This is a genomic window from Arcobacter defluvii (assembly GCF_013201725.1).
Taxonomy (GTDB): Bacteria; Campylobacterota; Campylobacteria; order Campylobacterales; family Arcobacteraceae; genus Aliarcobacter; species Aliarcobacter defluvii.
Genome location: NZ_CP053835.1, coordinates 2,406,680 through 2,427,797 on the forward strand (window position 1 = coordinate 2,406,680; position 21,118 = coordinate 2,427,797).

The window sequence follows — 21,118 nt, forward strand, 5'->3', positions numbered from 1 at the left end:
GATTATAATTTCCAAGTAGGATTAGGAACTATTCCTTTTACATCAATCACTATTTTTTCACCTTTTATTAGATTATTATATTCCTCTTCAGTTATTGTTTTAAATAGATTATGACCAACAGCTACAACTATTGCATCATATTTTTTTTCATTTTCAAAAGGATTTTCTACAAAGTTATAATCATAATAACCTTTATCTTTTTCATCAATCCAAGGTTCATAAACATCTATAATAGCTCCAAAATCTTCCAACTCTTCAATAATATCTACTACTTTTGTATTTCTTATATCAGGACAATTTTCTTTAAAAGTTAATCCCATCATTAATACATTTGAATTTTTTATAATTTTTCCAGATTTTATCATCAATTTAATTGTTTTATCTGCAATATATTTTCCCATTGCATTATTTATTTGTCTTGCACCTAAAATCAAATTTGGTTTATATCCCAACTCTTCAGATTTATAAGTTAAATAATATGGATCAACACCTATACAGTGACCACCAACAAGTCCTGGTTTAAGTTTTATAAAATTCCATTTAGTTGCAGCTGCTTCTATAACATCATTTGTATCTATATTCATAGTATCAAAAATTAGTGCTAATTCATTTATAAGTGCGATATTTACATCTCTTTGTGTATTTTCTATTACTTTTGCAGCTTCTGCCACTTTTATTGAACTTGCTTTATGAGTTCCTGCAACTATTATTGAATTATAAAGTTCATCTACAACATCAGCTATTTTTGGAGTTGAACCTGAAGTTATTTTAAGTATTTTTGTTACAGTATGTTCTTTATCACCTGGATTTATTCTTTCAGGGCTATATCCACAATAAAAATCTTGATTAAATTTTAATCCTGAAACATTTTCTAACTGTGGAACACAAACTTCTTCTGTAACTCCAGGATAAACTGTAGATTCATAAATTACAATATCATCTCTTTTAAGAACTTTTCCAATTGTTTGGGAAGATTTAATTAAAGGAGTTAAATCAGGTCTATTTGATGAATCAATAGGAGTTGGAACAGTCACTATATACACATTACAATCTTCTATCTCTTCTATATTTGTTGTATATATCATTCCATTTGAAATTGATTCTTGAACTTCTTCTTTTGTTAATTCTAAAGTTCTATCATATCCATTACTTAACTCTTCAACTCTAGGTTTATTAATATCAAATCCTACAACTTTATATTTTTTACTAAATGCATGAGCTAGTGGTAATCCAACATATCCAAGACCGATTATACAAATCTTTTTATTCAATTTATTTTCCTTTTTTTAAATCTTTACTTTTTTCAATAACTTTACAAAATTTACTTTTTCATCATCCATATCTTCAATAATATTTACCAAACGATGAAATTTTGTATTCTCTTTTTTTGAATCTAAATCTATAATATTAATTTTAGCATCTGTGTTTGCTCTTACTTCACTTAACATTGAAGTTGAATCAGTTGTAATAAAAAATTCATCACAAACAGCTATAAAATCTCCAATAGGATTGATTTTTGGTTCTTTTGAATAAATAAGTTTATAATCAAAATCATATTTATTTATTAAATTTTCAATTTCTTTTGAAGTTCTTCTTGAAGTTGTTATATATTTTAAATACTCAGGATAATTCTCAAAAATAAAATCTAATTCATCTTTTATTAATTCATATTCCATTGTAAAAACATCATTATCTCCTCCAATTATAATTGCAAGTGATTTTTTATCTTTAACTTTTTTTACATAACCTTTTGCTTTAGGAAATGATAAATTTAAAGGAAGAGTTAGAATATTATCTTGTCGTATTGGATTATCATGCTCTTGTGCGATTATATAATAAAAATTTTTGAATTTATATGATTTTGGAAGCATTAAAGCTATTGATTTTTTATTATACTTTTGAGCAATAAATTTATTAAAATAATAAGTTCCTGAACCTGTACTAATTATTGCATCATAAAAATCAAAATAATATTTTTTATAATCTTCAAATAAAGCATCAGTAAAAAAATCAAATTTATCAAAAAGATAAGATAGCAATTTATGAAATTTTGATTTAAATTTTACTTCTAAAATATCATAACTTACATCTTTTATTTTGCAAAAAGCTATTGATTGATTTAAGTGTCCTGGTTTGCCATCACTTATTATTAGAATTCTTTTCATATATCTCTCTATAATGACTTTTAAATCTTTTATGTGGCCAAAACCACTGTTTTTTATCTTCATAAATTATAGCAGATATTGCATTAGCTTCTAATTGTGAAATTTTTTTTAGGTCTTCTTTTTCATTCTCAGTTTTTATAGGAATAATTGGTTCATAAATTTTAATTTTATAAGTATAATTTTCTTGATTAAAAATAGCAAGAGGAACAATATACGCATCAAACTTTCTAGCTAAATTTGCACTAGAAGATGATTGATACGCTTTTTTTCCTAAAAACTCAACTTCTTCACCATCTCTTGCATTTATATTTTGATCAATTATTAAAGATACTGCTTCTTTTTTTAGCATTGCTTTTACAAGCTTTTTTAAAGCTCCATCTTTAAAAACTATTTTACTTCCAGATGCTTCTCTTGCTTTTACAATAAATTCATCTATTTCACTAAAATTTGACTCTCTGGCTACTTGATGTAAAGGTATTATAAATTTATTTATATAACAACTTAACATTTCCATATTCCCAAAATGAGCAGAAATTAAAATAATTGGTTTATTCTCTTTTTTTAGATTTAAAAGTATCTCTTCATTTTCTATTTTAACTGTTCTTTTTAATTCATCATCAGTAACATCTAAATTTTCTATTAAAGATTGAACCCATAAAACCATATTAAAATATGAATATTTTTGAATACTTTTTATTTCATCATTAGATAAAGAATTATTAAAAACAAAATTTAAATTTGTTTTTATAATCTTATTTGTATTTTTTGCGAATAAATAACCACAATATGCTACAAATCTAAAAAATGATCTTCTTACTGATTGCGGTAATTTTCTTAAAATAAAAACTACAAATAAAAAAATTTTATATACTATTTTTTTCATCATAAAATCTTTATTTTTAAATCTTCCGGTGTTTCTAATTTATCAATGTTTGATTCAATTAAAAATGATTTATTTGATAAATTAATTTCTAAAAAATCTTCATTTAAAATATATTCAACTTTTGGTCTAGAAAAATCTTGATTAACTGCAATATTCAATGAAATCATAAAAGACATCCATTGCATTACTCTAAGACTAGGTAAAAGTTCTTCATATTCTAAAATATCATTTTTTGTTGGAAGTGATTTTTTTGAAAATTTTATTGTATGAGCTACAATCATTCTTGATGTATGTAAAAAATCATAATTTAAACCATTTAAAATAAAATCAAATGCATTATCATTTGATTTATAAAAATTCAAAGTTGAGCCAATAGAATGAAGTTTAGATGCAATTACAAGTAAACTTCTACTTTTACTATCTAAATTATGTAAAGGTTTCAAAATATCAAATATTTTTTTTGCATTATTACCCAAATATGCACTTTGTTTTTCATCAATTTGAAATCTATCAAGCAAACTTCTAACACTAACATTAAAATTTTCAGGGAACTTATGGTTTGAATTTCTAAGTAAATCGGTTAAATAAACACCTTCTCGAACCCCAACTCCTGAAGTTACAACTTGTTTTATTTTAAGCTCATCTAAAATTGTTTTAAAAATAAAAGCACCCTCTTTTATAGTATCAAATCTATCTTTTTTTACTCCAAAAGATTTTAAATCATCATTATCTTTTGCTCTAGAAATTCTGTCAAATAAAATTATTTCATTTTCAACATTATAAGTAAATCCATGAAGAACATCTAAAGGATATTGATTTTTTGCCATTACTATTTTTGATAAAGCTCTAATACTCCCACCAATTCCCACAACTTTTTGAGGGATTTCTATATTTAATTCAAAAATCTTTTTTAAATTATCTAATATATATTTTTTCGCACCTTCAATATTATTTTTATTAAAATAAAGTTCTTTTATTCTAACTGTTCCAATATTTAAAGATATAGATTTTTCTATTTTTCCAGCATTTACAAAAGCAAATTCTGTAGAACCACCACCAATATCCACAGTCACAAAAGTATCATCATGTAATAAATTTGAAGCTGCAACTCCACCAAAATATGCCTCTTTTTCTCCATCAATTACTTTTATATTTAAGCCTAAATCATTTTTTATTCTATTTATAAAAACTTTTGAATTTGGTGCATCTCTTAAAGCTGATGTTGCTACACATATAATTTTTCTTGATTTTAATGCATTTGATATATTTAAAAAAGATTTTAAGGATTCATAAGCTCTTTGCATGGGTATATCTTGAAGATTACCATCATTTTCATAACAACCTTCAGATATTTTCACCCTACTTTTAGTCTCATTTATTAAACTAAATGCAAATCTGCTACTTTTTTGTAATACAACCATTCTCATTGAATTGGAACCAATGTCAATGATTGTCGTTACTTTAGACATTAATTCTCTTCTTCCATTAATTGTTCATATTTGAACTTTAACTCTTCCATTGTCTCTTCGTTATCTGGATCAATAATAATACAGTCAACAGGACAAACTTCAACACATTGTGGTTCTTCATAATGACCAACACACTCTGTACATCTATCTGGATCAATTACATAAATTGGGTCACCCTCTTCAATAGCATAATTTGGGCACTCTTCTCTACATGCATCACATGCAATACATTCATCAGTAATCATTAAAGACATATAATTTCTTCCTATTGTAATTTAATTGTCTTGGAGTTATAACCTAAAATTGATTAATAATTTCTTTAAGTAAGTCATATTTTTCTTTATTTTTTGTTATAAATAAATATTCATTTGACCTATAAATATATAAATCTTTACAAATATATAAAGCTGCCGCAATATCAAATTCTCTTATATTGCCACCATATAATACAAATTCATAATCAATTGCACTGCATAAACTAAGAGCAACTGCACCTAAAGTTCTAAATTTGATATGTAGTAAACTTAATTTATCACAAATTTTTGGATATGTATAAGCTCTTTCAAAAATTGCAAGTTTTGTTTTTACAACTTTAATTTTATCTTTATAGTCCATTGTAATTAATGAAAAATATTTCTTTTCTTCATCAAATACTCTATAAGTCATGATTCCTGAAACTAAATTTGTTACAAAACCAGCAACTATTTCTTCATTATATTTTAATGCTACAGATGTACCATAATATGGTAAATCAGAATAAAAATTATTACTCCCATCCAAAGGATCTATTACTAGAGTATAATCTTTATTAGTTGTTAATAATCCACATTCTTCTGAATAAATATTTCCAAATTTATCTAAATACTTAATAAATATTTTTTCAGCAATTAAATCCATTTTTAAAGAATCATCTCCGCCAAATCCAACACTATTTGTGTAGGAATAATCATTTAAAGATAGATTTTCATTTATATATGTATATATTTCTTTATTAGCTAATTTTACAGCCTCTATAAAATCTCTTTTATGAAAGGCTGTATTATTTTTATTCATTTTTACAATAAATCTTTTATTATTGCTTTTGCTGCTTCTCTTCCATCAACAGCTGCAGTTACAGCTAAATGAGCACCTCTTCTGCAATCCCCACCTGCATAAACTTTTTTATTTGAAGTTTTGTAATCTGAATTAATTACAATTCCACCCCAAGAATTTGTTTCAACATTTAGTTCTTTTAAAAATGCAGGAACTTCAGGAGAGAAACCAAGTGCTAAAATCACAACATCTGCCTCTTCTAAATATTCAGTTCCTTCACTAATAACTACTTTTTGTCTTCCGCTTGCATCGGGTTCACTCATTGAAGTTTCAAGTAATTCAACTGCAACTGCTAAATTATTTTCAACTTTTATAGATTTTGGAGCAACATTAAATACAAATTCAACACCTTCTTCTTTTGAATTTACAACTTCTTTTTTAGATCCAGGCATATTTTTTTCATCTCTTCTGTAAAGACATTTTACAGTTTCAGCACCTTCTCTAACAGATGTTCTAACACAATCCATAGCTGTATCTCCACCACCAATAACTACAACATTTTTATCTTTAACATCAATATAATTTATATTTTTGTTTCCAAGATTTCTTTTTTGAATCCCTGTTAAAAAATCAATCGCAAAGTATACATTTGATGCATTCTCACCATCAACTCTTACTTTATTACTTGAAGTTGCACCAATAGCTAAATAAATTGCATCAAACTCTTTTTCTAAATCTGATATTGATTTATCTTTTCCTATTTCACAATTAGTATGAAGTTTCATTCCTGCTTCAAGTAACCAGTTAATTCTTCTATCAACAGTTGTTTTATCTAGCTTAAATCCTGGGATTCCATACATTAAAAGTCCACCAGCTCTATCTGCTCTTTCAAACATTTCAACATCAAATCCACGTCTAAGAAGAAATGTTGCAGCTGAAATTCCAGATGGTCCAGAACCAATAATCGCAACTCGTTTATTATTTTTTTTAGTAGTAAATTGAGGTTTCAATCCATTTTCAAAAGCATTTTCTGAAATATATGTTTCAATTGCTCCAATAGAAATTGCTCCATGACCTGTATTTAAAGAACATGCACCTTCACAAAGTACATCTTGTGGACAAATTCTTCCTAAGATTTCAGGAAAAGGAGATGTTTCATTTGATAAAGCAAAAGCCAAATCTGGATTTTTTGTTGCTGTTTGTTTTAACCATGCTGGAATATAATTTCCTAATGGACATCCTGTATGACAATATGGATCACCACATTGCATACATCTATCTGCTTGTTCTGTTGCTCTTTGTTTTGTAAATACTTGATATACTTCATCAAAATCTTTTAATCTTTGAAGAACATCTCTTTTTTCTGGATTTACTCTTTCAAATTTTGTAAAATTTAACATTTTTCTTAATCTCCCTTGTCCGGATCCAGTGGTAGCACTGTCATATTTTTTGGTTTTACCATCCAGAAATTTCTAATTTCAGCTCTAAAATTTTGTAATATATGTTCAGCTATTTCACTTTGTGTTTCGTGTAAATAATCTAATAATAATCTTTTTAAATATAATCTTTCTCTTTCAGTATCATCTGTATCAACTCTAACTGGTTCAATTAATTCTTGATTCATTTTATCAACAAAAGTTTTTTCTGGATCATAAACAAATGCTAAACCACCTGTCATACCTGCTCCAAAATTAATTCCAGTGTTACCTAAAATTACAGCTATTCCACCTGTCATATATTCACATGGATTATCACCTGTTCCTTCTACAACAGTTATACATCCAGAATTTCTAACTGCAAATCTTTCACCCACAGCTGCTCTAATATATAATTTACCACCTGTTGCTCCATATAAACAAGTATTACCTGCACCTGCAAATTTTGGACCTTGATGAGCTGGATTAATGATGATTTTACCACCATTCATACCTTTTCCAACATAATCATTTGCTGCACCATCAAGATATAAGTTCATACCTTTTGATAAAAATGCTCCAAATGATTGACCTGCAATTCCTTTTAAATTAATATTTATAGAATTTTCAGGTAAACCTTTATCTCCATAAAATCTTGCAATTTCTCCTGATATTAAAGCACCAAATGATCTATTTAAATTTGAAATATCTGCATTTACTTTTACAGGTGAACTTGGATTTTCGATTGTTCTATGAACTTTTTTTAATAATTCTTTTTCAAATTTATTATCATCAAAAGGAGCATTAGTCTCTTTTTGACAAGTATCAATTCCTTCCACTCTTCTTAAAATATTTTGAAAATCAAATTTTTGTGCAAATTTATCATCAATAACTTTTAATAAATCAGATCTTCCAACAATCTCTTCAATCGTTTTATAACCTAAACTTGCAAGAATATTTCTAACATCTTCAGCGATAAATGTAAAGTAAGAAATTAGTCTTTCAACTGTTCCTGTAAAATAATCTCTTAAAGTTTCATCTTGTGTTGCAACTCCAACTGAGCATTTATTTGTATGACAAATTCTTAAAATTTTACATCCAAGTAGTGTTAAAGATGCTGTTCCAAATGCGTAAGATTCAGCACCTAACATTGCAGCTTTAACAACATCAAGACCTGTTTTCAATCCACCATCTGTTTGAACATGAACAAACTCTCTTAAATGATTTGCTTTTAAAGCATTATGAGCTTCAGAAAGCCCCATTTCCCATGGATTTCCTGCATGTTTAATTGATGTTAAAGGAGCAGCTCCTGTTCCACCATCTCCACCTGAAATAATAATCTTATCAGCATAAGCTTTTGCAACTCCTGCTGCAATTGTTCCAACACCAATTGAAGATACAAGTTTTACTGTGATTTTAGCTAATGGATTAATTTGTTTTAAGTCAAAAATTAATTGAGCTAAATCTTCAATTGAATAAATATCATGGTGTGGTGGTGGTGAAATTAAAGTAACACCTGGAACTGTATGTCTTAATGTAGCAATAAGACCCGTTACTTTATGTCCTGGTAATTGTCCACCCTCACCTGGTTTTGCACCTTGTGCAACTTTAATTTGTAACTCTTCAGCACTTCTTAAATATGCAGGTGTTACCCCAAATCTTCCTGATGCAACTTGTTTGATTTTAGAATTTCTAATAGTCCCAAATCTTTTTGCATCTTCTCCACCCTCACCTGAATTTGACATACCACCAATAGTATTCATAGCAGTTGCCATTGCTTCATGAGCCTCTGGAGAAATTGAACCTAATGACATAGCAGCAGTTGCAAATCTTTTGAAAATAGTTTCTTTTGATTCAACTTCACTAATATCTATAGGTTTTCTATCTGAATTAAATTCTAAAAAGTCTCTAATAAATTTTTTATCTCTATTAGCAACTAACTCTCTTAATCCTTCAAAATCAGTAATATCTTCTTTTGAAGAAGCATGTTTATTGTGCATAGCTTTTGTTGTAGCTGGACCATAATCATGATATTCACCACCATTTGAATATTTATAAAATCCACCTAAATCAAGAGGGAAAATAGAATGTTCTTCTTTAAATGCATTATGGTGAGATTTATTAATTCTTTCTTCAATATCAGCAAATGTTAAACCTGATAATTCACTATGAGCACCAGTAAAACAGCTATTAATAATTTCATCATCTAAACCAACAATATCAAATAAACCAGAATTTCTATATGATGCAATTGTACAAATACCCATTTTTGACATAATTTTCAAGATACCTGCATTTACAGATTTTTGAGTATTTTTTAAATATTTTTGCATTTCATATTTAGTTGGTTTCTCTCTTTGGAAAAAAGCAACTGTTGATGCATACATCATATATGGATAGATTGCTGTACATCCAAAAGCAATTAATACAGCTGCCATATGAGGATCATAAACTTCTCCTGTAATAGTTACAAGTGAAACATTATGTCTAATCCCTTCTTTTAATAATTTTTGATTTAAAAAACCAACTGCCATTGCTGCAGGAATAATTTTTTCATTATCATTTACAGCTCTATCATCTAGAATCACAACAGCAACACCATCTTCTCTAACTGCTTTTACAACATATGTAGCTAAAGTTTCTAAAGATTCTTTTAAATTTGATTTAAAGCTTGTTGAGAAAACTCTATTTTTATAATATGCATCATATCTTGGAGATTTTTCATCACCAAAAGAATATAAAACATCATATTTTTCTTTCATTAAAATAGGACTTGTTACTTTTAATCTTCTAGCATATTCTGGTTTTTCATCTAAAACATTGTGAACTCTACCAAATCCAGTTTCCAAAGACATAACTACTTTTTCTCTATATGGATCAATTGGTGGATTTGTAACTTGTGCAAATTTTTGTCTAAAAAAATCTGTAAAATTTCTATTTACTTTCGAAAAACAGGCTAACGGAGTATCATCACCCATAGAACCAACTGGTTCTTTTCCATCTTTTGCCATTGGCTCAATAACTTGATCCAATACTTCATAAGTAATATTAAAATACTTTTGTTTTTTCTCTAAATTTTCAAATTTATAGTCTTTTACATTTAAAAAAGTATCTTCTATATATTCTTGAACATAATCCATATCATCATTTAACCATTTTGAATAGTGTTGAGATGATTTTAAATAATTATTGATGTCATCTTCTTTTAATATTTTTCCATGTTTAAGATCAAGTGCAATCATTTGACCTGATTGTAATCTTCCTCTTTCAAGAACATTATCATCTTCTATATTTAAAGTTCCATATTCAGATGTAATATATAATTTATCATCTTTTGTAATAACATATTTAGATGGTCTTAATCCATTTCTATCAATTAAGCATCCGATATGTCTTCCATCTGTTAATGAAACAGCTGCTGGTCCATCCCAAGCTTCCATAGTAGTTGCAGTATATTCGTAAAATGCTCTTAAGTTTGAATCCATATGAGGAGCATTTTGCCAAGGAGCTGGTACTAATGCACGTGCAGCTTTAAAAAAATCCACTCCATTTGCAAGTAAGAATTCAAACATATTGTCTAAAGATGTAGAGTCTGAACCAACATTTTGTAAAATTGGTAATAATCTTTTCATCTCTTCTTCTGAAAAAACATCTGATTTTAACTGTTCTGATTTTACTTCAACATTAAATCTATTTGCTTCAACAGAATTTATCTCTCCATTATGAGCTATTGCTCTAAAAGGTTGCGCTAATCTCCATAAAGGAAGAGTATTTGTTGAAAATCTTTGATGAAATAAAGAAAAAGAAATTTTAAAATCTTCATCTCTTAAATCTATATAAAAATGCTTAATGTGCGTAGGCATAATAAGCCCTTTATACGCAATTACCTTAGATGAAAATGTAGGAATATAAAAATCTTTCTTTTCTATTAATTTATGCTCACACTCTTTTCTTGTTAAGTAAAGCATTGCTTCAAATCTTTTAGATGACATTAAAGTACTTGGGATAACAAATACTTGAATAATATGCGGTAAACTCTCTAAAGCTTGTTGACCTAATGCATCAGTATCAACAGGTACTTCTCTTGTTAGAATAACTTTTAAATCATTTCTTTCACAATATTCTTTAAAAGTATCTATATCTTCAAGTCCTCCTGCAAAAATCATCGCAACTGCGTAAATTTCTGGTAAATCAACACCTTTTTGTGCTGCTACCTTTCTCATGAAAGAATCAGGCATAGATAATAATAAACCAGAACCATCTCCTGTTTTACCATCTGCTGCTACTGCACCTCTGTGCATCATTCTTTCAAGTGAAGTTATTGCATCTTCTAAATTTTTATGACTTGGTCGATTTTTCATATCTGCTACTAAACCAAACCCACAATTATCTTTAAAAGAAGTTAGTAAGTCTAAATTACACCCCATCATTTTCCTTTATATTAATCTTTCATATTCCGTAGTAAAGTTGGATAATAATATACTATAAATTAGTTTAAATTGTAGTTAAACACTTGAAATATTGAATCTTTACAACCGCTAATTATACAACAATTATTTCATATAAAAAAGTATAAATTATATATTTTTTATACAACAGATATTTTTTATACAATTTGTATAAAGTATCAAAAAATAGACAATTGTTAATAATTACATAATAGTTACATAACTTTTAACTATAATTTTTTATATCAAAATTTAAGGAGAGTAAGATATGAGAAAATTAGTTTTAGGAACAATTGCAGCAGCAATGTTAGCAACATCGGGATTAGCAGCAGATTATACAATGAAAGTAAGTCACGTTGTAAGTGCAAGTACACCAAAAGGTAAAGCAGCAGACTTTTTTGAAAAAAGAGTTGAAGAATTAACAGGTGGAAAAATTGATGTTCAAGTATTCCCAAATTCTCAATTATACGGTGATGGTGAAGAAATCAAAGCACTTGTTATGAATAATGTACAAGTAATTATGCCAAGTTTATCTAAATTTACAAGTGTTGCACCACAAATGCAATTATTTGATTTACCTTTCATTTTTAGAGATAAAGCACATCTTTATAATGTAATGGATGGAGAAGTTGGTAAAACTTTAAAATCATTTGTAGATGCAAAAAAACAAATGATTGCTATGGATTACTGGGATGCTGGATTTAAAGATTTTTCTAGTAGCAAAAAACCTTTAATTGTACCAGAAGATGCAAAAGGAATGAAATTTAGAATTCAAAGTTCAAAAGTTTTAGAAGCACAATTTAAAGCTGTTGGTGGAAATCCACAAGTTTTACCATTTTCAGAAGTATATTCAGCATTACAACAAGGTGTTGTAGATGGAACTGAAAATCCATTATCTAACTTCTATACAAAAAAATTCCATGAAGTTCAATCTAGTCTTACTTTAAGTAACCACGGATACTTAGGTTACCTTGTTGTTATGAATGAGCAATTTTGGAATAAATTACCAAAAGATTTACAAGAAAAAGTTTCTCAAGCTATGAAAGAAGCTACTGAACTTGAAAGAAAAGAATCAGCAGTTGAAGATGCAAAAATTATGGATGAATTAAGAAAATATTCAAAAGAAACAGGAAAACTTGAAATTATAGAATTAACACCTGAACAAAAACAAGAATGGAAAAAAGCTATGTCAGTTGTTTATCCTAAGTTTTATGATGTAATAGGTGAAGATTTAATTAAAAAAGCAATTGATACAAAGTAGTAAAGTTTAAAATATGAAAAATTTTTTTGAAATTATCGACTTAATTGTAGGTACAATCAATAAAACAATGGCAGTCTTAGGACTGTCAATTGGTGTTTTATTAGCATTTATCAATGTAATATTAAGATATGTTTTTGATATGAGTCTTACTTGGGCTGCTGAACTTACAAACTATCTTTTTATTTGGTCTGCACTTTTTGGTGCTGCATATGGTTTTAAACAAGGAGCACATATCTCTGTAACTTTACTTATTGAAAAGTTTCCTCCGTTTATTACCAAATGTCTTCTAATTTTTGCAAATTTTATTTCAATCGCATATCTTGCTACACTATCATATTTTGGATATGAACTTATCCTTATGTTAGCAGATTTTGGAGAAATGAGTGTTGATTTAGAAATTCCTTTATGGATCCCACACCTTGTACTTCCTATTGCTTTTGCATTAGCCGCATATAGAGCTGCTGAAAAATTAGTTGAAATTTATAATACTGATGCAAAAGATATTGAATTATTTAATGAACATGAAAATGTAATACATGAAGTTACATCAAATAAAGGAGAAAAATAATATGGTTATTGCAACTTTATTTATCTTATTATTTGCACTTATGCTTTTAGGAGTACCTGTTGCTGTCGCATTGGGAACAACTACACTTATAACTTCATTCTTTTTTACAGATATGGATTTAATGGGAATTCCTTCTAAAGTTTTTGATGGATTAAATAAATATACACTTATGGCTATTCCTATGTTTATTTTAGCTGGTTCTTTATTATCAAGAGGCTCTTCAGCTACAAGAATAATCGAATTTGCAAAAAGTTTAGTTGGGCACCTTCCAGGAGGACTTCCAATTGCAGCAATTTTAGCTTCTGTTATATTTGCAGCAGTAAGTGGAAGTTCACCTGCAACTGTTGCGGCAATTGGTTCTGTTATGTATGGAGCAATTAAACAAGCTGGTTACAATGAACAATTCGCCATCGGAACAATTGCTACATCTGGAACATTAGGTATTCTTATTCCACCATCAATTGTTTTCATTGTTTTTGGGGTAACTGCTGATCAATCTATTGGAAAACTTTTTATGGCAGGAGTTATTCCTGGACTTATGATTGGTGCAATGATGATGATCGCAACATATTTTTTAGCTAAAAAAAGTGGTTTTAAAGCAACTCAAAAGGCAACTTTTAAAGAAAGATTTTTAGCATTTAAAAATGCATTTTGGGCATTATTAATTATTGTAATTGTAATTGGTGGAATTTACGGAGGTATTTTTACTCCAACTGAAGCTGGTGCATTTAGTGTAATGTATGCTTTTTTTGTTTCATTCTTTATTTACAAAGATACAAAATACAAAGATTTATATAAAATTATTCTAGACTCAGCACAAACAAGTTCAATGATTTTCTTTATCATTGCAAATGCTATGCTTTTTGCTCACTTCCTAACAGACGAGCAAATTCCTCAACATATTACAGAAATGATTATTGAGGCAAATATGGGACCTTTAATGTTCTTATTAATTGTAAATATTTTACTTTTATTAATGGGACAATTCATGGAACCAAGTTCAGTGGTTATGATTACAGTACCGTTATTACTTCCAATTGGAGTTGCTTTAGGAATTGATCCTATTCATCTTGGAGTTATTATGGTTGTAAATATGGAAATTGGTATGATTACCCCACCGGTCGGACTCAATTTATTCGTTGCAAGTGGTATTACCGGACTTAGTTTAAAACAAGTAATTATCGCTTCATTACCTATGACAACAATTTTGATTATAGGCTTATTATTAATTACTTATATACCTGCAATTTCATTGTGGTTACCAACTTTAATGTATGGATAAAAAGAAGAGAGACTTTCTCTTCTTTTTTCAAATTAAAAAATTCTCAAAAATTATCCCATCAACTTTTTTAGCTATTTCTTCATATCTATTTTTATTTTTTATAGTCCAAGTTATAATTTCTATACCTTTTTTTTTACAAAAAATATAAATTGAACTATCTAATAACTTTTCATCTAAAGAGACAAAATCAGGCTTTACTTTGAAAAATCTATATAAAAAAAGAATTTTTTCATATTTCCTAAAATTATTAGGAAGACTTTCAAAAATTAATCCTATTTTATGATTTAATCTACTCGTTTTTAGATAAATTAATATATCTTTTTCAAAAGAACACAAAAAATATTCACCCTTATATTTTCCCAATAATTGAAATACAATCTCTTCTAATAAACCTATATTTTTATGTTTTTTTATTTCGATAATCAATGTAATTTTTCCATTTACTAAAGACAAAACTTCTTCTAATAATGGTATTTTTTCATCTGTTTCATATAAATTTAAATCTTTTAAAAAAGAGTATTTTACTTCTTCAATATTCTCTTTTTTATTACACAAACGATATAAATTCTCATCATGAAAAACTACTATTTTGTTATCATTTGTAATATTGATATCAAACTCAACTGAATAATTATTTTCAATAGCCTTTTTAAATGCTAATAAGGAATTTTCAGGAATTAATTTATTATGATGAAATCCCCTATGAGCAATATATTTATTTTTAAATAAACTCATAATTTATGTCTTTAACTAAACTATCTTTTGGTACAAAAACACCAAACTTTGCACCTACTTTTGTATTTCTAACTCTTAGTTTTCCTTTCATATTTTTATCCACAATGATTTTCGACATATATAAACCTATTCCTGTACCTTTACTATCTTCTTTCGTAGTAAAATATGGTTCAAAAATTTTTCCTTTAGGTTCGACTAAAACTCCTCCACCATTGTCTTCTACATATAAAACTACATAAGTATCTTCTTCATAAGCTGTTATTTTTATTGTTGGATTTTTTATATTTTTTTCTATTAAAACATCTTTTGCATTATTTAAAATATTTAATAAAACTTGTTCATATTCATTTAAATACGTCTTTAAAGTAATATTTTTATCTATATCTATTTGTAAATCTATATTATAGTTTTTTAATGTACTCGAAATTATATTTATAACCAAATCAACAACTTTATATAAATAAAACTCTTCTTTTTCTTTTTTAGGCATAAAAAAATTTCTAAAATCATCAATTGTTTGAGACATAAATTCCAAAACTTTATCTGCTTCTTGAGATTTTTGTTCCATAGTTTTTGAATCAAGTGCATCAATACTATATTTAAATCTTATATACATAAGAATTGAAGATAATTCACTTAATGGTTGCCTCCATTGATGAGCAATATGAGAAATCATCTCACCCAATGCAATAAATTTGGATTTTTGTACTAATAATTGTTCTTTTTCTCTATTTTTTTCAATCTCTTTTCTTACTTTTTCTTCTAAGGATTGATTTAAAACTTCTAATTCTTTTGCATTAAAAAGAACTTTATTTTCATAATCCTTTAGAACTTTATCAATTTTTTGAGAGATTACAATTGAAATTAAAATTGCAATAGACAAAAACATTATAAAAAGAACTACATTTTGTACTACTTGATTTTTAACTCTTTTTTTTAAATCTTTTGTTTTAAGAGCAATCTCATTTTCCATATCGTCAGTATAAACACCAACAGCTATAATCCAATTCCATTTTTCATAATATTTAAAATATGAAATTTTTTGTTTTATCTCTTTCGTATCAGGTTTTTTATAAGCATATTTAGTAAAAGATTCACCTTTATATCGAATATCTCTTAAAAAATCTTCTCTAAATTTTTTACCATCTTCATCTTTGTAATTTGTTGAGATATATTGTCCAACAATATCTAATCTATTTGGATTTACTATTAACTTTGCAAAATTATCTCCACCTTGCATATTTTCAACTTCATAAACAAAAAAATAGTTACTTGTATTCTCTTCAAAGGTAATATTATTTAATAATCTTACCGCATCCATTTTTTGTTCTTCATCATCTAAATTTGATTTAACAATATTGTAATTTAAAATATCAATAATCGTATTTATCTCTTTTTTCAAAGTCATTTTTTTATCAGAATAATATTCATTTACAAATTTTTCCATTTCAATATCAAAATCATTATATGTATTTTTTACATAAAAATATGACATTGCAAAAACCATTGATGACATTATGACAATAAAAGTAAAAATAATTATTTTTGATAAATTTTTTTCAGTAACCAATCCCAAAATAAAACCTTCTTAACCTAATTTCGCTATGATAACATAATTTTTATAATAAGGATTCTTAGAATATGAAAAATGATTTTATAAATAAACTTAACGCTTATACCGTTTTATATGCAGAAGATGAAGATGGAATTAGAAATAATATTCAAGAGATTTTAACTCATCTGTTTAAAGAAGTTATTTGTGTAAAAAATGCAAGTGATGCATATATGAAATATCTTGAATATAATCCAGATTTAATTATAACTGACATAAAAATGGGAAATGAAACAGGAATAGATTTATTAAAAAAGATAAGAAAATCAGATTCAAAAACAAGAATTATTATAACTTCAGCATATACAGATTTAGAATATTTACTTCAAGCAACAGAGCTTCATTTGATTAAATATATTATAAAACCAATAACTCAAGATAAACTTATGGAAGCACTTGAAGCTTTTATAAATAGTTATGACACAACAAAAATTTATAATTTAATACCAAATTGGATTTTTAATTTTAGTAAAGCAACTATATCAAATAGTAAAGAAGAATTTACTCTTACAAAAAAAGAAAATATTTTTTTAAAGCTTTTAATTAGTAAAAATAGAATTATTACATATGAAGAACTTGAAACAAATATTTGGGATGAAGATTCTATCATGACTGCAAATGCTATGAGACTTTTTATCAAAAACTTTAGAAAAAAACTTCCTAAAGATTTTTTGAAAAATATACAAGGTGTTGGATATAAACTAGTTAGAGATTAGTTTTATATCCTCTTTTTGTTCTTCCTTTTCTTCATAAACAGAAGCTTTTTGTAATTTATCAAGTTGTATAAAATATGAATGTCCTAAATAAATAACATAATAAACTGCACTAAAAAGCGTTGCAAATGGGATCATTGAAATAATATATAAAAACAATGTTCTAAGTCTAAAATTATTCCCTTGAGTTTTATAAATTGTTTTATACTCTTCTTTACTTAAAATTGTTGAGCTTACATCAAAATTTAGAAGTTTATGAAAGAAATAATAAAGAGGTAAAGAAAAAGCTATTATATTTAAAACAGGAACAAAATAAACTGGAATTAACACTAAAAATAAAATTATCATCATTATTGCACTTTTAAATAATACCCATAAAGAAGAAAATAAGGTTCCATATCCATTTAAAACTAAATGAGAATAGTATCTTTTATGTAATATTCCTAAAATCATTGGTGTTAAAAAACCAATAATAATTATTGATAAAATCACTGAAGCTTGTAAAACAATAACTGTTCCAATTGAATAAAGTAAAAATCCTGCAATCCAAGAAGTAAAAGAATATTTAAACAAAAATACTATCAAATAAGTTGCCCAAATAAAATAAAAAGGAGCATTTTCATCAATAACAACTTCTTGTCCATTTTGAGAAGCTGCTGCTATTTCTTGTAAACTTGAAATTCCAAAATCTGCTGCCGCAAAAAATATTGCATATAAAATAATCATCGTTATAATCAACGGAATTAATGCAATTCTTAACATTGAACTTGTAAAAAAATCTTTTATACTTTTAAATATAATTTCTATTTCATCCATTTAAATCCTTTTTTCATCAAATCTTGTTCGATACTCACACTTTTGACAAAGTTCTTCAACTAAAATATTTTTTTTAAATCCCTTTTGAATATCTAAAACTTTTTTTGATTTTAATATATCTTCTATTTGTGTATTGTTTGTATTCCCTAAATTTACAACTGCATTTTGGTCTAAGCAACAAGGAATAACATCACCATTTGTTAAAATCCCAAAATGTGAATCTAAACCATAACAAAAACCTTTTGTAGAAACAATCTCATTATTTAAAGATGGCCAGTTAAAATATTCATCAAAATTAAAAAATATTTTTCTATCTATTCTTATATTTTTAGGTCTTTGTTTATAAACTTCTTCTATATTTATTTCTGTATTAAATGCTTCATTTATTTTATCAAAAACTTTAGTATTAAACTCTTTTGCACTTTTTTCTTCATCTAAATTCCAAATTCTAAAATTTATAAAATATTCATGTTTTCTACTTTGAGCAAATTTTACAAAATTTATAATTGGTTCTAAATATTCATCTAAAGATTTCTTATGCGAATTTGCATTATATGAATTTATTGAAAAATTTATTTGCTTTATTGTTGAATTTAAAAGTGTTTCATAATGTTTTTCATTTATATTATTTGCTGTTGTTGTAATATTTACTTTTAATCCATGCTTTAAACTAATATTTAGATATTCATTTAAATTTGTCAAAACAAGTGGATCGCCAACAACATGATAAGCCAACTCTTTTGTATATGGCTTTAATTGAAAATTTAAACTATCAAATTGTTCTAAACTCATTATTCCATTTGGTAAAATTTTTGGAGGGCAAAATGTACATTTTAAATTACATATATTAGTTATTTCTATATGTACTTTTTTAAATTTTTTTATATTCATTCCTTATTTTAATTTTTTAAATTGTATCTAATAGTTATTAAAAAATAATCAATTACTAAAATGAGTTTGACTATAATATAGCTACTATTAAAAAAGGTAATAATATGGAAATGATTTTAAATGAAAATGATTTAGTAGTTGGTGCAAGATTTGAAAATGGAACAATTCAAGATTATATAGATGATAAAAAAATTTATGGTCTTATTAGAATTGAAAATACAACTGCAAATTGGTTCTTGTTTAATAAAGACGAAAGCGAAGATGATCTTCAAAAACTTTATAAAAAAGTTTTAAATGAAGAACATTTTATACAAGATGATTTTGGTGAAGAAATAGTAATCTTTAATAAAAATGGTAATATTGCTTTTAATGAATTTGCAAACAAAATAGATGAATATTTAGGTGATGAAATAGGAAACTTTATCTAAATAAATCTATTAGTCAATAAAAACTTTTTTATAAATAATATCAAAATTCTGAATTGGGTCAGGATTAAATTCATCCTCTTTTTCATGCGTCCAAAATAGATATTTATTTCTAAATTTATTATAACTATTTACAAAGAAAATATTAAAAGCTGTAGCAAAAACAACATTTGTCTTTTTATCTATAAATTTATACTCATATTTTCCATAAATTTTAGGTAAAAAAGTATCTTGTATTTTTTTTAAAATTTCAAATCTTGGATTTATTTCTTCATTTTTAGTATTTTCATAAACATTTGAATTTAAATAAACTCTTTGTGTATTATAAATATATCTATTGTATTTGTGGGCATAAGTTGATATATCAATAAATTTATCAATATAACTTTCATGTAATACTTTTATCTCTTCTCTTTCACTTTGTGTTAAATCTGTAGAATATTTCAAAGGATAAATATAAACACCAATCATAGATAAACTATCAATTTTTGACTCACTATTTTTTGTAGGTTGTAAATAAACTTTTGAATCCATTTGAGTTAAAGAATAATAATTTTTTATAGCATATTTTATAAAAATATCATAATAAACTAAACTCAACAAAGATACTAATAAAACAAAAAACAAAATTACACTTTTAAAAATTTTTGATAATATAAAACTTATAAAAAAACAAAAAGATATAAAAGATAAATTTGCTGGAATAAATAAAAAGCTTTCAGGTACGACTAATTCAAAAGATGGCATTTAAACTTCTAATTTAACAAATAAGGTAAATCTCTTTTTAATGATTCCAATAAATCCTCATTTAAAAAAAATTTTGAATATTTCTTTTCAGGATTTTTGTAGCAAAAAGCACAGACATACCTATTTTTTTTAATTAATTCGATACTTGGCATTAAAATTTCTTGTAAAGATGGATTGTTTTCATAAAAAAGATACATTTCTTCTAAATTTTTTTCAAGATCATTATCTTTTAAGAAAATCACATTTTCTTGCATAAACTCAATAACACTCTCTTCTTTTGATTTTATATTTAAAAATGCCTCTTTTACATCTTCAAATCTCATATCAAATTTAGCTCCAACTAACAAGGTTTCTTTTAGATTTTCTAAATCATTTTTTTGGAAATAATATTGCAATAAAAGATTTAAATAATGTTCTTGAACATCTTTATCATAACTTTCTATAAATTCAAAAACTTCATTTGCATTATTTATTTTCCCATTTTCAAGTAAAATATTATGAAGGACACCTATTTCTCCAATAATTTCATGTAGTCTATCACTCATTAATTTCCTTATACAATTTTATATATTGTATCCAAAATAGATTTTAAAAATATTATAAAATATGCTATTATAAGCCCTATAATAATTAAATCACAAAATTAAAGATTTAAA

19 protein-coding genes are annotated in these 21,118 nt (G+C 26.1%); 5 read left to right on the forward strand and 14 right to left on the reverse strand.

Annotated features, from left to right (window positions below):
• Window positions 1-2 precede the first annotated feature (2 nt).
• Genes ADFLV_RS12025 through gltB form a run of 8 tightly spaced genes read right to left on the reverse strand, consistent with a single transcriptional unit; the run spans window position 3 to window position 11,391 of the window.
• Window positions 3-1,271: a nucleotide sugar dehydrogenase gene (locus tag ADFLV_RS12025; protein WP_129011802.1), complete on the reverse strand. Its 1,269-nt coding sequence runs from the start codon at window positions 1,269-1,271 to the stop codon at window positions 3-5.
• A gap of 15 nt (window positions 1,272-1,286) precedes the next feature.
• Complete coding sequence (locus tag ADFLV_RS12030; RefSeq protein WP_014475003.1) at window positions 1,287-2,165, reverse strand: ELM1/GtrOC1 family putative glycosyltransferase; 879 nt, start codon at window positions 2,163-2,165, stop codon at window positions 1,287-1,289.
• Entirely contained in the window at window positions 2,140-3,048 is a 909-nt protein-coding gene (locus tag ADFLV_RS12035) for an LpxL/LpxP family acyltransferase (protein ID WP_164968532.1), read from the reverse strand. Before ADFLV_RS12035 ends, ADFLV_RS12030 begins: the two co-directional genes overlap by 26 nt.
• Complete coding sequence (locus tag ADFLV_RS12040; RefSeq protein ID WP_129011800.1) at window positions 3,048-4,517, reverse strand: Ppx/GppA phosphatase family protein; 1,470 nt, start codon at window positions 4,515-4,517, stop codon at window positions 3,048-3,050. Before ADFLV_RS12040 ends, ADFLV_RS12035 begins: the two co-directional genes overlap by 1 nt.
• A complete protein-coding gene (locus tag ADFLV_RS12045; protein ID WP_014475006.1) occupies window positions 4,517-4,771 on the reverse strand; it encodes a YfhL family 4Fe-4S dicluster ferredoxin in 255 nt (84 codons plus the stop codon). Before ADFLV_RS12045 ends, ADFLV_RS12040 begins: the two co-directional genes overlap by 1 nt.
• A 43-nt stretch (window positions 4,772-4,814) precedes the next feature.
• Window positions 4,815-5,570 carry an inositol monophosphatase family protein gene (locus tag ADFLV_RS12050; protein ID WP_129011799.1) on the reverse strand — a complete coding sequence of 252 codons (756 nt, stop codon included), beginning with the start codon at window positions 5,568-5,570 and terminating at the stop codon, window positions 4,815-4,817.
• Between the two features lie 2 nt (window positions 5,571-5,572).
• Complete coding sequence (locus tag ADFLV_RS12055) at window positions 5,573-6,949, reverse strand: glutamate synthase subunit beta (RefSeq protein ID WP_129011798.1); 1,377 nt, start codon at window positions 6,947-6,949, stop codon at window positions 5,573-5,575.
• A gap of 5 nt (window positions 6,950-6,954) precedes the next feature.
• The gene (gene gltB, locus ADFLV_RS12060; RefSeq protein WP_129011797.1) at window positions 6,955-11,391 is read right to left on the reverse strand and encodes a glutamate synthase large subunit; all 4,437 of its coding nucleotides are present in this window, start codon (window positions 11,389-11,391) and stop codon (window positions 6,955-6,957) included.
• A gap of 289 nt (window positions 11,392-11,680) precedes the next feature.
• Between gltB and ADFLV_RS12065 the strand changes: the two genes are divergently transcribed.
• Genes ADFLV_RS12065 through ADFLV_RS12075 form a run of 3 tightly spaced genes read left to right on the forward strand, consistent with a single transcriptional unit; the run spans window position 11,681 to window position 14,523 of the window.
• Entirely contained in the window at window positions 11,681-12,673 is a 993-nt protein-coding gene (locus tag ADFLV_RS12065; protein ID WP_129011796.1) for a DctP family TRAP transporter solute-binding subunit, read from the forward strand.
• Between the two features lie 13 nt (window positions 12,674-12,686).
• On the forward strand, window positions 12,687-13,241 hold the full coding sequence (locus ADFLV_RS12070; protein WP_129011795.1) for a TRAP transporter small permease: 555 nt from the start codon (window positions 12,687-12,689) through the stop codon (window positions 13,239-13,241).
• 1 nt (window position 13,242) lies between these two features.
• Entirely contained in the window at window positions 13,243-14,523 is a 1,281-nt protein-coding gene (locus ADFLV_RS12075; RefSeq protein ID WP_129011794.1) for a TRAP transporter large permease, read from the forward strand.
• Window positions 14,524-14,550: 27 nt separating this feature from the next.
• Here the strand turns inward: ADFLV_RS12075 and ADFLV_RS12080 are convergent, their stop codons facing one another.
• Window positions 14,551-15,258 carry a glycerophosphodiester phosphodiesterase family protein gene (locus tag ADFLV_RS12080; protein ID WP_014475013.1) on the reverse strand — a complete coding sequence of 236 codons (708 nt, stop codon included), beginning with the start codon at window positions 15,256-15,258 and terminating at the stop codon, window positions 14,551-14,553.
• Window positions 15,245-16,834, reverse strand: a complete 1,590-nt coding sequence (locus ADFLV_RS12085) for a cache domain-containing protein (RefSeq protein WP_228712400.1) — start codon at window positions 16,832-16,834, stop codon at window positions 15,245-15,247. Before ADFLV_RS12085 ends, ADFLV_RS12080 begins: the two co-directional genes overlap by 14 nt.
• Window positions 16,835-16,899: 65 nt before the next feature.
• On the opposite strand from ADFLV_RS12085, the gene ADFLV_RS12090 reads away from it, so the two are divergent.
• Window positions 16,900-17,586, forward strand: a complete 687-nt coding sequence (locus ADFLV_RS12090; RefSeq protein ID WP_014475015.1) for a response regulator transcription factor — start codon at window positions 16,900-16,902, stop codon at window positions 17,584-17,586.
• Here ADFLV_RS12090 and ADFLV_RS12095 read toward each other — a convergent pair.
• Both ADFLV_RS12095 and ADFLV_RS12100 read right to left on the reverse strand, forming a co-directional pair.
• On the reverse strand, window positions 17,572-18,399 hold the full coding sequence (locus tag ADFLV_RS12095; protein WP_129011793.1) for an EI24 domain-containing protein: 828 nt from the start codon (window positions 18,397-18,399) through the stop codon (window positions 17,572-17,574). The genes ADFLV_RS12090 and ADFLV_RS12095 overlap by 15 nt on opposite strands.
• The gene (locus ADFLV_RS12100) at window positions 18,400-19,290 is read right to left on the reverse strand and encodes a radical SAM/SPASM domain-containing protein (RefSeq protein ID WP_014475017.1); all 891 of its coding nucleotides are present in this window, start codon (window positions 19,288-19,290) and stop codon (window positions 18,400-18,402) included. It abuts the gene before it with no gap.
• 104 nt (window positions 19,291-19,394) lie between these two features.
• Between ADFLV_RS12100 and ADFLV_RS12105 the strand changes: the two genes are divergently transcribed.
• Entirely contained in the window at window positions 19,395-19,718 is a 324-nt protein-coding gene (locus ADFLV_RS12105) for a hypothetical protein (RefSeq protein ID WP_014475018.1), read from the forward strand.
• A 9-nt stretch (window positions 19,719-19,727) separates the two neighbouring features.
• Here the strand turns inward: ADFLV_RS12105 and ADFLV_RS12110 are convergent, their stop codons facing one another.
• Together ADFLV_RS12110 and ADFLV_RS12115 are read right to left on the reverse strand one after the other, a co-directional pair.
• On the reverse strand, window positions 19,728-20,462 hold the full coding sequence (locus ADFLV_RS12110; RefSeq protein WP_014475019.1) for a hypothetical protein: 735 nt from the start codon (window positions 20,460-20,462) through the stop codon (window positions 19,728-19,730).
• 8 nt (window positions 20,463-20,470) lie between these two features.
• Window positions 20,471-21,007 carry a hypothetical protein gene (locus ADFLV_RS12115; RefSeq protein WP_129011792.1) on the reverse strand — a complete coding sequence of 179 codons (537 nt, stop codon included), beginning with the start codon at window positions 21,005-21,007 and terminating at the stop codon, window positions 20,471-20,473.
• Window positions 21,008-21,118: the final 111 nt, after the last annotated feature.

Bases quoted from the DNA above. Each gene is read 5' to 3' on its own strand.
- ADFLV_RS12030 (WP_014475003.1), bottom strand. From the start codon at position 2,165: ATGAAAAGAATTCTAATAATAAGTGATGGCAAACCAGGACACTTAAAT.
- ADFLV_RS12035 (WP_164968532.1), bottom strand. From the start codon at position 3,048: ATGAAAAAAATAGTATATAAAATTTTTTTATTTGTAGTTTTTATTTTA.
- ADFLV_RS12040 (WP_129011800.1), bottom strand. From the start codon at position 4,517: ATGTCTAAAGTAACGACAATCATTGACATTGGTTCCAATTCAATGAGA.
- ADFLV_RS12045 (WP_014475006.1), bottom strand. From the start codon at position 4,771: ATGTCTTTAATGATTACTGATGAATGTATTGCATGTGATGCATGTAGA.
- ADFLV_RS12050 (WP_129011799.1), bottom strand. From the start codon at position 5,570: ATGAATAAAAATAATACAGCCTTTCATAAAAGAGATTTTATAGAGGCT.
- ADFLV_RS12055 (WP_129011798.1), bottom strand. From the start codon at position 6,949: ATGTTAAATTTTACAAAATTTGAAAGAGTAAATCCAGAAAAAAGAGAT.
- gltB (WP_129011797.1), bottom strand. From the start codon at position 11,391: ATGGGGTGTAATTTAGACTTACTAACTTCTTTTAAAGATAATTGTGGG.
- ADFLV_RS12065 (WP_129011796.1), top strand. From the start codon at position 11,681: ATGAGAAAATTAGTTTTAGGAACAATTGCAGCAGCAATGTTAGCAACA.
- ADFLV_RS12070 (WP_129011795.1), top strand. From the start codon at position 12,687: ATGAAAAATTTTTTTGAAATTATCGACTTAATTGTAGGTACAATCAAT.
- ADFLV_RS12075 (WP_129011794.1), top strand. From the start codon at position 13,243: ATGGTTATTGCAACTTTATTTATCTTATTATTTGCACTTATGCTTTTA.
- ADFLV_RS12080 (WP_014475013.1), bottom strand. From the start codon at position 15,258: ATGAGTTTATTTAAAAATAAATATATTGCTCATAGGGGATTTCATCAT.
- ADFLV_RS12090 (WP_014475015.1), top strand. From the start codon at position 16,900: ATGAAAAATGATTTTATAAATAAACTTAACGCTTATACCGTTTTATAT.
- ADFLV_RS12095 (WP_129011793.1), bottom strand. From the start codon at position 18,399: ATGGATGAAATAGAAATTATATTTAAAAGTATAAAAGATTTTTTTACA.
- ADFLV_RS12100 (WP_014475017.1), bottom strand. From the start codon at position 19,290: ATGAATATAAAAAAATTTAAAAAAGTACATATAGAAATAACTAATATA.
- ADFLV_RS12105 (WP_014475018.1), top strand. From the start codon at position 19,395: ATGGAAATGATTTTAAATGAAAATGATTTAGTAGTTGGTGCAAGATTT.
- ADFLV_RS12110 (WP_014475019.1), bottom strand. From the start codon at position 20,462: ATGCCATCTTTTGAATTAGTCGTACCTGAAAGCTTTTTATTTATTCCA.
- ADFLV_RS12115 (WP_129011792.1), bottom strand. From the start codon at position 21,007: ATGAGTGATAGACTACATGAAATTATTGGAGAAATAGGTGTCCTTCAT.